This is a genomic window from Acidovorax cavernicola (genome assembly GCF_003581445.1).
This window is the reverse complement of the sequence record NZ_QXMN01000029.1, coordinates 40,450-56,869: the sequence shown is the minus strand read 5'-3', so window position 1 is coordinate 56,869 and position 16,420 is coordinate 40,450. Positions and strand designations below refer to the sequence as shown.

The window sequence follows — 16,420 nt, the reverse complement described above, 5'->3', positions numbered from 1 at the left end:
CGTTTCAGCGCGCCGGAATGTCGAAGCTTCCGCTGAAGCCGGCCGCGGCAGGCGCGGTGCTGTCAGCGGTGGCCTGGCGCGCGCGCCAGTGGTAGCGCCCACCGAGCGCGAAGGGGCCGAGCGTCATGCCGGTGGCATAGACCGCGGGCTCGTTGACCAGCAGCACGGCGAAGTCGGCGCTGCGCGAGAGTTCGAAGGCGTAGCGCTGTCCCGCGACGCCCGGCCACCGGACTTCCACACGCCCGTCGGACAACACCGACGACGTGCCCTGGCCGGCAGTGCCGCTGCCGGCGCTCGCGGGCAGGTAGATCGTGCTGTCGCCCGGCAGCCCTTCGAGCCGCGCGGCGTCGAAGGCCGTGAGGCGCAGCTGGTAGAAGCCCGGCTCCAGTTCTGCCGGCACCTCGAACGAGGGCCCGGGCCCGCGCTGCTCGTGAACCGGCAGCAGGAAGCGCTCGTCGCGTGCCAGCTGCAGGCGGTAGGTTTGCGCGCCCGGCACGGGCGAGAAACGGAAGGTGCGATTGCTGCGCTGCGCGGTTTCGTTCAGCAGCTGGGGCGCCGGGAGCAAGCCCCTCGCCACGGACGGGCCGTTGTCCAGCAACACCGCGCCGCTGCCCGCGCGCAGCACGAGCGGTGGTTCGGCCGGGGCTGCCGAGGCTGTCGTCGTGGCCTGCGCGGTTCTTTCCACGACCACCTCGCCCGAGATGACTTCGCCGGTCAGCAGGCCGTCTTCGTCGCGCACGCGGAAGTGCGTGCCCCGCACACCCAGGCCCATCGACCGCGCGCGGATCTCGAACTGCTGGTTCGGCTGCTGCTTCTGCACCTGCGATTCGACACGCCCCTTGATCAGCCGCAGCCGGACCGTGGTCGCATCGATGGCCAGCACCTCGAGCGCGCTGCGCGAGGGCAGCACGATCCGGCTGCCACCGGTCAGCCCGAGGGTCACGAAGGCATCGGTGCCGGTGATGAGCGTGTCGCCGGCCTGGATCGGCATGCCGGGCGTGAGGGTCTGTTCGGCCCCGCCCGCGCGCTGGCGGGAGGCCTGGCCCTCGACCGCGGCGACCACCGCGGCGCCTTCGGGCACGAGCCGGCCGTCGGCAAAGTACAGCACCGTGCCCGGTTGGAGCAGGCGGGGTTCGCCCACCTGGTTGCGCTCCTGCACTTCGGGCCAGCGCAGCGGCGTGGACAGCTGCTGGCCCGAGATGCCCCAGAGGGTTTCGCCCGGCTTCACCACGTGCGGCGCTTGCGCATTCGCCGCCGCTGTGGCGACCAGCCCGGCACATGCCACGAGGCGGCGCAGGCGAAGTTTGATGTCGTTCGTCGGCATCAGGAATCCGCCTGCGGTTGATGCGTCGATTCGAGCCGGTAGCCGCGGCCATAGACCGTGCGCAGGCTCAGTCCGCTCTCGGCTTCGAGGCCGAGCTTGCTGCGCAGGCGGTAGATGTGGCTGTCCAGCGTGCGCGAAGGCAGCTCTTCGGTGCTGTAGCCGGCGCTTTCGAGCAGGTGGGCGCGCGACACCACGTCGCCCATGTGCTGGAACAGCGTCAGCGCCAGCTTGAATTCACGGTCGGTGAGGGCGTGCCGCTGCGGCGGTGCGTCGTCGCCCGGCGCGGGATGGATCAACACGCTTTGCGACACCCGTTCGAACTCCCAGCGGCCGAAGCGCTCGCCGTCGGACGGCGCGACCGGCACGCGCCGGGCCATCAGGCGTTGCACACGCGCACGCAGTTCGAGCGGTCGGAAAGGTTTGACGATGTAGTCGTCGGCGCCGAGGTTCAGCGCCTGCACCACGTCCTGTTCGGCGGCGCGCGAACTCAGCATGAGCACCGGCACCTTGTCGGTCTGCCACTTGCGCAGCCACTGCAGCAACTCGACGCCGGCCATCCCGGGCACGTTCCAGTCGAGTACCAACAGATCGAAGCTTTCGCGCCGAAGCGCCTGCTGCAGGGTCGACCCATTTGAAAACGTGATGCAAGTCACAGACGTCTCGCCAATTGTTAACAGCTGCTCCAGGGTTCGCACCAGATGCGAGAGCTGGTTTGGGTCGTCTTCAAGGATGGCGATGCGCATGGACTCCAGAGGTGGCGAGGGCAATTCTGACAGTGAATCCAAACCGGAAATCTGACGAATTCCAAAACGTGAACTTAAGCAACATTGTTGGCGATGGTTATGAAGTAGTAAAGAAATTCACAAACGCGAACGAAAGCTGCTTCCAAATCTGACCAAACCTCACGTTTGCCCTTTGCCCTCCGAGGGCCCTCGACATCATCCGCCCCCTGTAGCGCCACCCGGCGCTCCGATCACTCCACATCTGCGGCCATCTCCGCCGACCCGCCACGTTGCGGTTCAGCGAAGAACGGCCGGCTTGAATGAATCCGAGGAACTGGGGAAATGAACAAGTCATATCGATCCATCTGGAATGAGGCGCTGGGCGCCTGGGTTGCCGCGTCGGAAATCGCGTCGGCCCGAGGCAAGAAGAGCCGCAGCGCGCAACGCCAGCTCGCGACACTGGGCCTGGGCATGCTCCTGCTGGGCGGTCCAGCACTCGCGCAGGTCGGTATCGGGACGCCGAACCCGGATCCCAGTGCCTGGTTGACGATCGGTGCGGAACCGGGCCCGGGTGTGCCGAACAAGGGCGTCCTGATGCCGCGCGTGGCATTGGGCGATGCGACGACCTGGGGGCTTGCCGCGCCCACGCCGGTGGAAGGCATGGTCGTTTTCAACACCACCGCAGGCACTTCGGCCAACGGTCTGGGCGTGGGGCTGATGACCTGGAAGGGCGGCCGCTGGGTGAATGTCGACGAGACGCCGTACCTGCATGTGAATTCGACGGCGGTCGGCAATTCGACGCAGGCGAATTCGGGGGCCGTTGGCGCCGACAGCGTGGCCATCGGACCCGACGCGAAAGCGCTCGAGGCCAACACCATCGCCATGGGCAACGGTGCCCAGGCCGTCAAGAAGGGCGATGTCGCCACGGGCTTCAATGCCGTCGCCAGCGGGGGCGATGTCCTGACCGCACGCGACAACAACTGGAGCTCCGTGGCGGTGGGCGCCTATGCCTCCGCCACGGAGGGCAACTCCGTGGCCCTGGGCGGCTCGTCGAAGGCCGAGGGACGTGGCACGGCGCTGGGTTCGCGCGCCGAAGCAGGCTATGACACCGTGGCGATCGGCGTTTACGCAGGCATGGGCCGGCCCGCCAAGGCCGACCCCAATGACTTCAGCAACGGACTCAACACTTTCGTCGGCAGCGGTTCGGGCGCGTCCGGCGATGGTGCCCGCAACTCCTTCGTCGGCAACCAGGCCGGCGCCATTGCCAGGGGCGATGAGAACAGCGGTCTGGGCTTCGGCGCGGGTGGTGGAAGCGTGGGCAACCGCAATGTTGCAGTGGGGCATCGCGCGGGCCAGTTCGTGACGGGCGACCAGAACATCTTCCAAGGCACGCAGGCGGGCCTGCAAGCCAAGGGCAGCAACAACATCGCGCTGGGCACCGCGGCCAATGCCAACCTCGCGCTGGCCGTGCAAGACCCGAACAGCCCCATCTCCCAGGCCACCGTGCAGGCCGCGAGCCTGGCGGCGCAGAGCCAGTTCATGGGTTTTCTTGCCTCGCGCGGCGTGACCGAAGCCGGCCTGGCCGACGGCACCTACACCCAGGATGCCAGCGGCAATGTCATCGAGGCCAGCAGCGGCAACGTCCTGGTCACGGCCGCTGAGTTGCAGAAATCGATCACCACGGCGTATCAGCGCAACGGCGTGGCCGGCATCGACGCCAGCCGGACGACCGCCATCGGTCACTTGTCGCGCGCCATCGGCGACGATGCCGTGGCACTGGGCTCGTCCGCTGTCGCGGGCGAGAAGGCCGCCATCGCGATCGGCAGTGCCAGCAAGGCCTATGGCGCTTCCAGCGTCGCGCTGGGAGATGGCGCCTCCGCCGAGAAAGACGCCGCCATCGCCATCGGCAAGGGCGCCCAGGCCAATGGCACCCAATCCATCAGCATCGGCACCGGCAACGTCGTCAATGGCAACAACAGCGGCGCCATCGGCGACCCGAGCGTGATCGACGGCGCCAACAGCTACAGCGTGGGCAACAACAACACGCTGGGCGCAGCAGCCAGCAACACCTTCGTGTTGGGGAACAACGTCAATGTGAATGTGGCCAACGCCACGGCACTGGGCGACTCGACCAGCGTGACGGTGGCCGACGGCGCGGCGCTGGGCAGCAAGTCGGTGGCGAGCACCGACAAGGGGGTGGCGGGTTTTGACCCGGCCAAGGGCGCGGCCTCGACGGACACCTCGGCCACGTGGAAGAGCACGCTGGGCGCGGTGAGCGTGGGCGGCAACGGCCAGACGCGACAGATCACGAACGTGGCCGCAGGCTCCGCCGCCGCCGATGCCGTCAATGTGGCGCAGCTGAAAGCGGCGCAGACGCATTACTACAGCGTGAACGACAACGGCAAGCAGGGCGGCAATTACAACAACGACGGCGCCACGGGCGCCAACGCACTGGCGGCGGGCGTGGGCGCCGAGGCGAACGGCGAGCGCAGTGTGTCCATCGGCTATCTGGCCGGCGTGGGCGCCAGCGCCGGCCTGGCTGGCCAGAACAACATCGGCATTGGCCACGAAGCCGGTGGCGGTGTCGTGGGGTCCGCCAACACCGCAGTCGGCTCCGCTGCGGGCAAGGATGTCACCGGCAGCTCGAACGCATCGTTCGGCATCGCTGCAGGCCAGGGTGTCCAGGGCGATTTCAACCTGGCGATGGGCGTCTACAGCGGCATGGGCACCAAGGGCACCTACAACACCGCGATCGGCGGCAGCGCGGGCCAGTCGGTGACCGGCAACGACAACATCGCCATGGGCGACCTGTCGGGCAGCGGCGTTGCCGGCGATGCGAACATCGGCATCGGCGCGCTGGCCGGCAGCGGAACCAAGGGCAACAGCAACATCGCCATCGGCAGCCTGGCAGGCATCGTCGACACCACCACCTTTGCCGGCATCACCGCCGACAACACCGTGAGCATCGGCAACGGCGCCGTGGCTTCCAAGAACGACGGCGTTGCCATTGGCCGCCAGGCGCAGGCCAGTGCCACCAACAGTGTGGCGCTGGGGGCGGATGCGAAGGCGACGCAGGACGCGGCGGCGCTGGCACTCAAGGACGCCTACAAACCGGCAGGAGCGACCGTCGCCGGCACCGCGCCTGTGGGCGAGGTGTCGGTGGGCAGTGCGGGCAAGGAGCGCCGCATCACCAACCTGGCGGCAGGCTCGGACGCGACGGACGCCGTGAACGTGAGCCAGCTCCAAGCTGCGCAGACGCACTACTACAGCGTCAACGACAACGGCGCGGCAGGCGGCAACTACGACAACAAGGGTGCCACGGGCCTCAACGCCATCGCCGCGGGGGTCGACGCCAAGGCCATCGGGGACCACACGATCGCCATGGGCGATGGCGCGACCGCGCGCATGAGCGGTGCGATTGCCATCGGCCAGGGCGCCGACACCGGGCGGCAAGCGGTGGCCAGGGACGCCATCGCCATCGGCACGGGCGCGAGCACGGGGGAGTACGCGCAAGCCGCCATCGCCATCGGCGCGAAGGCCGTCGCGGGGACAGGCCGGCCGGGCGCCATCGCCATCGGCGAAGGGGCCCAGGCGATCGGAGGCAACGCCATCGCGATGGGCAATGGAGCCACCGCCAAGGATGCGTCTTTTGCCGTGGCCATCGGCGACGATGCCCGGGTGGCTGCGGACTACGCCGTGGCGGTGGGTTCCCGCGCGCAGGCCGGAGGTGCCTATGCGACGTCGGTCGGTGTCGGAGCCGGCGCCTATTCCACCGGCGAGAGCGTCGTCGCCATCGGGCATGCGGCGGGCGATTCCGTGACCGGTGCCACGAACATCGCCATCGGCCGGAGTTCCGGCGCCAGGATCAGCGGCGAAGGCAACATTTCCATCGGCGCGGATGCGGGCAACGGCGCCAGCGCGCGCAACCATACCGTGGCCATCGGCACCGGCAGCGTGGTGCAGGGCGACCAGGCCATCGGCATTGGTCAACTGAGCATTAGCGGAGGCGCCAACGCCGTGGCCATCGGCGGTGCCGCAACGCAGGGCGCCAACGGCGTCGACGGCGCCGCACGTGCCGAAGGCGCTCGCAGCGTGGCGCTGGGTTACGGCAGCATGGCCAACAGCGCCGACAACATCGCCCTCGGCGATGCCACCACCAACGGCAACGACGCCATCGCGGCGGGACGTGGCTCGCTGGCGCAGGGAACCTTCACAGCGGCCATCGGCGCCAACACCCAGGCCACCGCCGACAACGCCACGGCGCTGGGCGGCGCCGCGAGCACCGCGAACGCCGCAAAGGCCTCGGCCGCGCGCGCCACCGCGTTGGGCTATGGCAGCCTGGCCAGCGGCACGGACAGCGTGGCCATTGGCGACAGCACCGCCGTCGGAGCCAAGGCGATTGCCCTTGGCAATGGGGGCCAGGCCAACGGCACGCAGTCGATCAGCATCGGCACCGGCAACGTCGTCAATGGCAACAACAGCGGCGCCATCGGCGACCCGAGCGTGATCGACGGCGCCAACAGCTACAGCGTGGGTAACAACAACACGCTGGGCGCGGCGGCGAGCAACACCTTCGTGCTGGGCAACAACGTCAATGTCAACGTGGCCAACGCCACGGCACTGGGCGATTCGACCAGCGTGACGGTGGCCGACGGCGTGGCGCTGGGCAGCAAGTCGGTGGCGAGCACGGACAAGGGCGTGGCGGGCTTCGACCCGGCCAAGGGCGCGGCCTCGACGGACACCTCGGCCACGTGGAAGAGCACGCTGGGCGCGGTGAGCGTGGGCGGCAACGGCCAGACGCGGCAGATCACGAACGTGGCGGCGGGCGCTGCTGCCACCGATGCGGTCAATGTGGCACAGCTCAAGGCGGCGCAGACGCACTACTACAGCGTCAATTCGACGAAGCAGGCTGCCGGTTCGAACTACAACAACGATGGCGCCACCGGGATGGACAGCCTGGCCGCCGGCGTGAGTGCCGCGGCCAGTGGGCCTAGTGCCATTGCCGTAGGTGTGGGCAGCAACGCTGCCGGAACGCTCGCCATTGCCATGGGCAGGAACGCGTCGGCAACCACGCAGGCTGCGGTCGCCGTCGGTGTCGACGCTACGGCATCGGGAAGCTCTGCGCTCGCGATAGGGTCTGCCTCGGTCGCCAGCAGTTCAGCTGCAGTCGCCATCGGTGGAGGCAAGGCGACCGCAGCGAGTGCCATCGCAATCGGGGGCAGCACGGTATCCGCCACTCAGAGCAGCGCGGTGGGCTACGTCAATACCGTTCAAAACACGGGCAGCGATGGGGCGGCCTTCGGCTCTTTCAATACCGTGTCCGGAACAGGCCGAGGCACGTTGGCGCTCGGCTTCGTGAATACGGCTTCTGCAGATGCCGCCACCGCCGTGGGACAGCGCAACACGGCTTCCGGCGTCCGAAGCGTGGCCCTGGGCCACGGCAACAACGCGGTGGGTGACAACAGCATCAGCATCGGTACCGGCAACATGGTCAACGGCAACAACAGCGGCGCCATCGGCGACCCGAGCGTGATCGACGGCGCCAACAGCTACAGCGTGGGCAACAACAACACGCTGGGTGCGGCGGCCAGCAACACCTTCGTGCTGGGCAACAACGTCAACGTCAACGTGGCCAACGCCACGGCACTGGGCGACTCGACCAGCGTGACCGTGGTCGACGGCGTGGCGCTGGGCAGCAAGTCGGTGGCGAGCACCGACAAGGGCGTGGCGGGCTTCGACCCGGCCAAGGGTACGGCTTCGACGGACACCTCGGCCACATGGAAGAGCACGCTGGGCGCGGTGAGCGTGGGCGGCAACGGGCAGACGCGGCAGATCACGAACGTGGCAGCGGGTGCCGCCCCCACGGATGCGGTCAATGTGGCCCAACTGACGGCGGCGCAGACGCACTACTACAGCGTGAACGACAACGGTGTCGTCGGCGGCAACTACAAGAACGACGGTGCGACCGGCATCAATGCGATCGCAGCGGGTGTGGATGCCGTGGCTGCGGGCGTCGGGACCGTGGCGGTCGGCAACACCGCCGGCTCGGGCAGCACTGCGGCCGTCAACTCGCACAACACCTTTGTCGGCTACAGCGCAGGTCGACTGGTCGCGGGAGCTGACAACACCGCTGTCGGCTCCAACGCCGGCATATCCGTGACAGGGGGGACCAACACCGCGTTGGGGTCGAGCGCGGGCCAGCGTGTCACGGGCGATTCCAACATCGGCATTGGCGTGAATGGCGGATCGATCACCGACGGATTCTCGAACGTGGGCATCGGCAGTAGCGCAGGACAGGGCACCACCGGCAATTTCAACGTTGCGCTGGGCGGCCTGGCCGGGCAGAGCGCGCAAGGAGATGCCAACGTCGCAATCGGCCTGAATGCGGGCGGGAGCATCAACGCAAGCAACACCGTCGCCATCGGCAACCGCGCCAAGGCCACGGGCAACAACGGTGTCAGCATCGGCACTGATGCCAGCGCCACCTACGCGAACGCGGTGGCACTGGGAGCGAACAGCACCACGGCCGCGGACCTGGCGACGTTGAATGCCAACGCGGCCTACGCGCCGCCGGGCGCGGCATCGGTCGCCGGTGCGACGCCGGTGGGCGAAGTGTCCGTGGGCGGCGTGGGCGCAGAGCGGCGCATCACTAACGTCGCGGCCGGCGCGGTCGACACCGATGCGGTGAACGTGAGCCAGCTCAAGGCCGCACAGACGCACTACTACAGCGTGAACGACGGCAAGTCGCAAGGCGGCAACTACAACAATGATGGCGCTGTCGGGCTCAACAGCCTGGCCGCGGGCAAGGGAACGATCGCCGGCGGCGCGGACGATGTCTCGATCGGCTCCGCTGCGGGCAGCGCCCTGAGCGATGGTGGAAACACCTCCGTGGGCGCCAGCGCTGGCAGCGGCGCGACCGGCCGGAATTTCAGGAACTCCGCACTTGGCGTGAACGCGGGTGCTCAGGTCGTTGGAAGCTTCAACACGGCCGTGGGCGCGGAAGCCGGGAGCCGGGTGGAGGGCGACGGGAACCTTGCGATCGGTTCCAGCGCTGGCGTGAACCTGAAGGGCGGCAACAACCTTGCCATGGGAACGGCAGCGGGGCAGTGGGTCGAGGGCGAGAGCAACACCGCGATCGGCGGCTGGGCAGGTTCTGGCGTGAGAGGCTCGGGCAACGTGGCGCTGGGTGCCGGTGCCAACTCTGAAGTCGAGATCGACCCGGCCACCGGCAAGCCCACGGCCGTGGCGCCCATCGTGCAGGCCCGCAACACCGTAGCCATCGGTACCAACAGCCGCGCCAGCGCGGACGATGCAATCGCTGTCGGCACTGGGGCTCAGGCCACCGGCGTTGACGCCATCGCCGTCGGCCGGGGAGCCTTGGCCACAGGCTCGATCGCACAGGGTGCCCAAAGCCGCGCGGGCGGCGGCGGCGCGGCGTTCGGCGACTTCGCCGACGCGGGCGGCACGCCCCTGAGCGTGGCCACCGCCGTGACCAAGGGTACGGCCCTGGGCAACAGCGCCGGGGTCGAGGTCGACAACGGCGTGGCGCTGGGCAGCAATTCCCTGGCCAACACGGCGGCAGGCATCGTGGGCTACGACCCCAAGACCGGGACTGCTGCGCAGAGCGGCACGGACATCGCCAACACCACCAGCACGCTGGCTGCGGTGAGCGTGGGAGGCAACGGCCAACTCCGCCAGATCACCAATGTGGCGGCGGGCGCCGCCGACAGCGACGCGGTGAACGTGAGCCAGCTCAAAGCTGTCAGCGAGGTCGCCAACGCGGGCTGGAACGTGGCAGCGAACGGCGAAGCCACGGGCGGTAATGTGGCGCCCGGTGCCAAGGTCGACTTCAGCAACTCGGACAGCAACGTCACGATCACGCGGACGGGCACCAACCTGGACTTCAAGCTGGCAGACGACGTGAAGGTCAACAACAGCGTGACCGTGGGCCAGAGCGTGTTGAACACCACGGGCCTGACAGTCAACAACGGCACGACCACCACAGCAGTCGCCGCGGGCGGCGTGACCAGCGGCACGGTGAACCTCAGTGGTGTCACCAATGACGTCACGGGCCTGAGCAACAAGACGCTGACCGATCCGAGCTTTGCCACGGTGGGCCGTGCAGCGACGGAAGAGCAACTGAAGAAAGTCAACGACACGGCCAGCGCAGGCTGGAACGTCGCAGCCAACGGTGAAACCACTGGCGGCAACGTTGCACCAGGCGGCAAGGTGGACTTCAGCAACTCGGACAGCAACATCGCGATCACGCGGACTGGCACCAATCTGGACTTCAAGCTGGCTGACGACGTGAAGGTCAACAACAGCGTGACCGTGGGCCAGAGCGTGTTGAACACCACGGGCCTGACAGTCAACAACGGCACGACGACCACGGCAGTCGCCGCGGGCGGCGTGACCAGCGGCACGGTGAACCTCAGTGGTGTCACCAATGACGTCACGGGCCTGAGCAACAAGACGCTGACCGATCCGAGCTTTGCCACGGTGGGCCGTGCAGCGACGGAAGAGCAACTGAAGAAAGTCAACGACACGGCCAGCGCAGGCTGGAACGTCGCAGCCAACGGTGAAACCACTGGCGGCAACGTTGCACCAGGCGGCAAGGTGGACTTCAGCAACTCGGACAGCAACATCGCGATCACGCGGACTGGCACCAATCTGGACTTCAAGCTGGCTGACGACGTGAAGGTCAACAACAGCGTGACCGTGGGCCAGAGCGTGTTGAACACCACGGGCCTGACAGTCAACAACGGCACGACGACCACGGCAGTCGCCGCGGGCGGCGTGACCAGCGGCACGGTGAACCTCAGTGGTGTCACCAATGACGTCACGGGCTTGAGCAACAAGACGCTGACCGATCCGAGCTTTGCCACGGTGGGCCGTGGGGCCACGGAAGAGCAGCTCAAGATCGTCAACGACACCGCCAGCAAGGGCTGGAATGTCGCGGCCAACGGCGAAGCCACGGGCGGCAATGTGGCACCTGGTGCCAAGGTCGACTTCAGCAACTCGGACAGCAACGTCACGATCACGCGTACGGGAACGAACCTGGACTTCAAGCTCGCAGACGACGTGAAGGTCAACAACAGCGTGACGGTGGGCCAGAGCGTGCTCAACACCTCGGGCCTCACGGTCAACAACGGCACGACCACCACAGCTGTGGCTGCTGGCGGCGTGACCAGCGGCACTGTGAATCTCAGTGGTGTCTCCAACGACATCACCGGCCTGAGCAACAAGACGCTGACCGATCCGAGCTTTGCCACGGTGGGCCGTGGGGCCACGGAAGAGCAGCTCAAGATCGTCAACGACACCGCCAGCAAGGGCTGGAATGTCGCGGCCAACGGCGAAGCCACGGGCGGCAATGTGGCACCTGGTGCCAAGGTCGACTTCAGCAACTCGGACAGCAACGTCACGATCACGCGTACGGGAACGAACCTGGACTTCAAGCTCGCAGACGACGTGAAGGTCAACAACAGCGTGACGGTGGGCCAGAGCGTGCTCAACACCTCGGGCCTCACGGTCAACAACGGCACGACGACCACGGCAGTCGCCGCTGGCGGCGTGACGAGCGGTACGGTGAATCTCAGCGGTGTCAGCAACGACATCACGGGGCTGAGCAACAAGACCCTGACCGATCCGAGCTTCGCGACCGTGGGTCGTGGGGCCACGGAAGAGCAGCTCAAGATCGTCAACGACACCGCCAGCAAGGGCTGGAACGTCGCGGCCAATGGTGAAGCCACGGGCGGCAATGTGGCTCCGGGTGGCAAGGTCGATTTCAGCAACTCCGACAGCAACATCGCGATCACCCGTACGGGCACGGATCTCGACTTCAAGCTGGCCGATGACGTCAAGGTCAACAACAGCGTGACGGTGGGGCAGAGCGTGCTCAACACCACGGGGCTCACGGTCAACAACGGCGCGACCACGACCGCTGTGAACGCTGGCGGCGTGACCAGCGGGACTGTGAACCTCAGCGGTGTCTCCAACGACGTCACGGGCCTGAGCAACAAGACGCTGACTGATCCGAGCTTCGCGACCGTAGGCCGTGGGGCTACGGAAGAGCAGCTCAAGATCGTCAACGACACGGCCAAAGCAGGCTGGAACGTCGCGGCCAACGGCGAAGCCACGGGCGGCAATGTGGCGCCGGGCGGCAAGGTCGACTTCAGCAATTCGGACAGCAACATCGCGATCACGCGCACGGGCACGGATCTCGACTTCAAGCTGGCTGACGACGTGAAGGTCAACAACAGCCTGACGGTGGGTCAGAGCGTGTTGAACACCACGGGCCTGACGGTCAACAACGGCACGACGACCACGGCCGTCGCAGCCGGCGGCGTGACCAGCGGCACGGCGAACCTCAGTGGTGTCTCCAACGACCTCACGGGCCTGAGCAACAAGACGTTGACCGATCCGAGCTTTGCGACCGTGGGCCGTGGGGCTACGGAAGAACAGCTCAAGATCGTCAACGACACCGCCAGCGCAGGCTGGAACGTCGCAGCCAACGGTGAAGCAACCGGCGGCAATGTCGCTCCGAAGGGCAAGGTGGATTTCAGCAACTCGGACAGCAACGTCACGATCACGCGCACAGGCACGAACCTGGACTTCAAGCTGGCCGACGATGTGAAGGTCAACAACAGCGTGACGGTGGGTCAGAGCGTGCTCAACACCACAGGCCTGACGGTCAACAACGGCACGACCACGACCGCCATGAACGCTGGCGGTGTAACGAGCGGCACCGTGAATCTCAGTGGCGTCAGCAATGACGTCACTGGCCTGAGCAACAAGACGCTGACCGATCCGACGTTCGCCACGGTTGGACGTGCAGCCACCGAAGAACAGCTCAAGCTGGTGGATCAGACCGCCAACGCTGGCTGGAACGTGGCCGCCAATGGAGAAGCCACGGGTGGCAATGTGGCGCCGGGCGGCAAGGTGGACTTCAGCAACTCGGACAGCAACATCGCGATCACCCGCACGGGCACGGATCTCGATTTCAAGCTGGCCGACGACGTGAAGGTCAACAACAGCGTGACGGTGGGGCAGAGCGTCCTGAACACCACGGGGCTGACGGTCAACAACGGCACGACGACCACGGCAGTCGCCGCTGGCGGCGTGACGAGCGGTACGGTGAACCTCAGTGGCGTCAGCAATGACATCACCGGACTGAGCAACAAGACCCTGGCCGATCCGAGCTTCGCGACCGTGGGTCGTGGGGCCACGGAAGAGCAGCTCAAGATCGTCAACGACACGGCCAGTGCAGGTTGGAACGTGGCGGCCAACGGTGAAGCCACCGGCGGCAATGTCGCTCCGAAGGGCAAGGTGGACTTCAGCAACTCGGACAGCAACGTCACGATCACGCGCACGGGCACGAACCTGGACTTCAAGCTGGCCGATGACGTGAAGGTCAACAACAGCGTGACGGTCGGTCAGAGTGTGCTCAACACCACGGGCCTGACGGTCAACAACGGCACGACGACCACGGCTGTCGCCGCTGGCGGCGTGACGAGCGGTACGGTGAATCTCAGCGGCGTCAGCAACGACATCACCGGCCTGAGCAACAAGACGCTGACCGATCCGAGCTTCGCCACGGTGGGCCGTGCAGCGACCGAGGAGCAACTGAAGCAGGTCAACGACACCGCCAGCGCAGGCTGGAACGTCGCGGCGAACGGTGAAGCCACCGGCGGCAAGGTCGCGCCGGGCGGCAAGGTCGACTTCAGCAACTCGGACGGCAACGTCAAGATCACCCGCACGGGCACGGATCTCGACTTCAAGCTGGCCGACGACGTGAAGGTCAACAACAGCGTGACCGTGGGCCAGAGCGTGCTCAACACCACCGGCCTGACCGTGAACGACGGCGCGGGCAATGTCACGAAGACAACGGCCGTGGGCACCACGGTGACCAACGGGGCGACGACCACGACATTGGCGGCCGGCGGCGTGACCAGCGGCACGGTGAACCTCAGCGGTGTCAGCAACGACATCAAGGGCCTGAGCAACAAGACGCTGACCGATCCGAGCTTTGCAACGGTGGGCCGCGCAGCGACCGAAGAGCAGCTCAAGCTGGTCGACGCCACGGCCAGCAAGGGCTGGAACCTGAGCGCGAACGGCGAGGCGACCCCGCAGAACATCGCGCCGGGCGGCACCGCCAACTTCGCCAACGGCGAGAACATGGTGGTCACCCGCAACGGCAACACGCTGACCGTGGCCACGGCCAAGGACGTGAAGTTCGACAGCGTGACCACCGGCGACACGGTGATGAACAACGCCGGCGTGACCGTGGGCCCGAACGTCACCCTCGGTGCGACCGGCCTGACCATCGTCGGCGGGCCGAGCGTGACCACGGCGGGCGTCAATGCGGGCGGCAAGGTGATCACGAACGTGGCACCGGGCGTGGCCGACACCGACGCGGTGAATGTCAGCCAGCTCAAGGACACGGTCGCCGAGAGCAAGACCAAGTACTACAGCGTCAACTCGTCCGGCGGCGGCAACGAGAACAACGACGGTGCCACGGGTGCCGACGCGATCGCGGCGGGCAAGGATGCGCAGGCGACGGCCGTCAACGCGGTGGCGATGGGCACGGCGGCGCAGGCCGCAGGCATCAGCGCCACGTCGATCGGCAATGCCGCCTGGGCAATGGGCGACCGCAGCACGGCGGTCGGCTACTTCTCGACCGCCGACGGCATCGACAGCGCAGCCTTCGGTGCCTGGGCACGGGCCGCGGGCAATGCCAGCGTGGCGGCGGGTGCGCTGTCGAACGCCTCGGGCGTGGCAAGCGTCGCGATGGGCGCGGCGAGCGCCGCGGTCGGCGATGTCAGCGTGGCGGTGGGTGCCGCAAGCACGGCTACCGCGACCGGCGGTGCGGCCCTGGGCGCAGGCTCGGTGGCCGACCGCGCGGGCGGCGTGCAGGGTTATGTGCCGCCGGAGGCGACCACTGCGCAAGCGAACGCCATTGCCGCCACCACCAGCACGACGGGTGCGGTGGGCGTGGGCGACGTGGCCAACGGCGTGTTCCGCCAGATCACCGGCGTGGCCGCCGGCTCCGCACCGAGCGACGCCGTCAACGTGGCACAGCTGCAGGCGGTGGCGAGCCAGGCCGCGGCGGCGGGCAACAAGTGGATCACCGGTTCGCCGACGACCTACGTGGCGCCCACGTCGAAGGGCGCTGACAGCACGGCGGTGGGCTCAGGCGCGGTCGTCAATGCCGACAAGGGCGTGGCGGTCGGCACCGGTGCCGTGGTCACCACGAAGAACAGCGTGGCGCTGGGCAACGACTCCAAAACGTCGGACGCCAAGCCGACGGAAAGCGTCACGCTCCAGGGCACGACCTACCAGTTTGCCGGCACCAAGCCGGTGGGCGTGGTCAGCGTCGGCGACAAGGACGCGGAGCGCCAGATCACCAATGTCGCCGCCGGCGAGATCAGCGCCACCAGCACCGACGCGGTGAACGGCAGCCAGCTCTACGCGACCAACCAGGCAATCAACAACATGACCACGGGCGGTGGTGGCATCAAGTACTTCCATGCCAACTCGAAGGAGGCCGACTCCAGCGCGGTGGGCGCGGAGAGCGTGGCCATCGGGCCGAAGGCCGTCGCAACGGGCAACAACTCCATCGCCACCGGCAATGGCGCACAGGCCAAGGCGGCGGGCAGCATCGCGCTGGGTGCCAACAGCACGGCTGCCACCGCCAACAGCGTGGCGCTGGGCGACGGCGCGGTGGCCAACCGCGCCGGCATGAACGGCCAGCGCGAGATGTTCTCGAACACGGTGGTGCAGTCGGCGCAGGGCGCGGTGTCGGTCGGTTCGACCGGCAACGAGCGCCAGATCACCAACGTGGCCGGCGGTACGCAGGCCACCGACGCGGTGAACGTGCGCCAGCTGCAGGCGGTTCAGCAAAGCACCGTGCGCTACGACACCAACCCGGACGGCACGGTCAACTACAACAGCGTGACCATGGGCAACGGGGCTTCCACCGGCCCGGTGACGGTGCAGAACGTGGCGCCGGGCGTGGCACCGACCGACGCGGTCAACGTGCAGCAGCTGAACCAGGCGAACGTGGCCAACACGGCCTACACCGACGCGCGCGTCAACGCGCTGGGCAGCGAGATCCGCAACACCGCGAAGAACGCCTACTCCGGCGTGGCCGCCGCCATGGCCGTGCAGATGCCGGGCACCTCGGTGCCAGGCAAGACGGTGATGCGCGTGGGCTACGGCACGTTCAAGGGCGAAAGCGCGGTGGGCATCAGCTTCCGCCGCACGGCCGAGAACAACGGCTGGAGCGTGACCGGCGGCGTGGGCATGAGCCGCGCCGGCGCCGCGGCCACGGTCGGCGCGGAATGGGTCTTCAATTGAAGCGGGAGAGCACAAGAAT

At 67.5% G+C, this 16,420-nt stretch carries 3 protein-coding genes; 1 reads left to right on the top strand and 2 read right to left on the bottom strand.

Annotated elements, in window-relative coordinates; translation table 11 throughout:
• Positions 1-4: 4 nt before the first annotated feature.
• Positions 5-1,324 carry a FecR family protein gene (locus D3H34_RS21125; RefSeq protein ID WP_119556208.1) on the bottom strand — a complete coding sequence of 440 codons (1,320 nt, stop codon included), beginning with the start codon at positions 1,322-1,324 and terminating at the stop codon, positions 5-7.
• Positions 1,324-2,067 carry a response regulator transcription factor gene (locus D3H34_RS21120; RefSeq protein ID WP_119556207.1) on the bottom strand — a complete coding sequence of 248 codons (744 nt, stop codon included), beginning with the start codon at positions 2,065-2,067 and terminating at the stop codon, positions 1,324-1,326. The genes D3H34_RS21125 and D3H34_RS21120 overlap by 1 nt, the downstream gene beginning before the upstream one ends.
• Positions 2,068-2,388: 321 nt before the next feature.
• On the opposite strand from D3H34_RS21120, the gene D3H34_RS21115 reads away from it, so the two are divergent.
• The gene (locus D3H34_RS21115) at positions 2,389-16,401 is read left to right on the top strand and encodes an ESPR-type extended signal peptide-containing protein (RefSeq protein ID WP_119556206.1); all 14,013 of its coding nucleotides are present in this window, start codon (positions 2,389-2,391) and stop codon (positions 16,399-16,401) included.
• The last annotated feature ends 19 nt before the right edge of the window (positions 16,402-16,420 follow it).